General features: G+C 66.5%; 2 protein-coding genes. One reads left to right on the top strand and one right to left on the bottom strand.

Annotated elements, in window-relative coordinates; all coding sequences use genetic code 11:
- Positions 1-562, top strand: a 562-nt coding sequence (locus BSP109_RS16810; protein WP_257944767.1) for a 3-hydroxyacyl-CoA dehydrogenase family protein, incomplete at its 5' end; no start/stop codon positions are given.
- A 200-nt stretch (positions 563-762) separates the two neighbouring features.
- Here the strand turns inward: BSP109_RS16810 and BSP109_RS17590 are convergent.
- A partial coding sequence (locus BSP109_RS17590; protein WP_219618588.1) for a hypothetical protein occupies positions 763-1,044 on the bottom strand: 282 nt, incomplete at its 5' end.

Consider the following 1,044-nt stretch of genomic DNA (forward strand, 5'->3'; position numbering starts at 1 on the left):
CAATCCGCCCTACCTCCTCCCTTTGGTCGAGGTCGTCGGCGGAAAGTCCACGTCGGCCGCCGCTGTCGACTGGGCCGCAGACTTCTTCACCCACATCGGCAAGTCCGTCATCCGCATGGACCGCGAAGTCCCCGGCTTCATCGCCAACCGACTGCAGGAGGCACAGTGGCGGGAGGCCCTGTACATGGTCGAGCAGGGCGAGGCCACGGTCGAGCAGATCGACCGCTCGATCACCGATGGTCCGGGTCTCCGTTGGCCGTTCCAGGGGCCGATGCTCACGTTCCACCTCGCCGGCGGGGAGGGGGGTATGGCGGATGTCGTGGCCGGCTGCGATATCGAAGCCGGTGAACCCTCCATTGCCGACCTCGTGGCTCATCGTGATGCCGGAATCATCGCCCTGCGTCGACTCACGGCGCAGTTGGACGCCACGCCAGACTCCAGCAAAGCCCAGTCGGCGGACGGCACTTCGGGGCACCCGGCATCCCCCGCCGCGGTTTCTGCTCCCCCGTCCTCCGCACCGACGGCGGCGACCGCCTCGGCGAGGGCCAAGATGACGGCCTGACCGTCGGGAGAGGACGTGCCGTGGGAGATGACACCGAGGACAGGCTGCATCGCCTCATCGTGCCAAGACCGCGCAGGCGCGGTCAACGCGACGACGAGACTCGGCCTGAGCATCGGCCCGACGACGGTGATTCGCCGTCCTCAGGCTCGGCAGTCGTGTGGGCCCAGCGGCCCCCCGTGGGTACCGTCCCGAACAGTCCGTCACCTGGTGGAGAATCGCGACATCATGGCCCCGACGAACAGGAACTCCGTGGAACTCAACCGAAGCTGCCTGAGAGTCGATACGGCGAAGAGCACACCTTGCGAGCTCGCAGTGATGACAAGCAGACAAAGAAAGATCACGAGCGATCCGACCGCGTCGTCCCAGGTCAGCCTAACGACCACGGCGGCTGTGCAGCCGAAGGAGAAGAGACCGAGCAGCCACCGCAGCAGACGGCCGGCAGTCTCGCCGTTGCGTTCGAGGATTCGACCGATGACATACGG

The sequence above is a fragment of the Brevibacterium sp. Mu109 genome (assembly GCF_900169375.1).
GTDB lineage: Bacteria > Actinomycetota > Actinomycetes > Actinomycetales > Brevibacteriaceae > Brevibacterium > Brevibacterium yomogidense_A.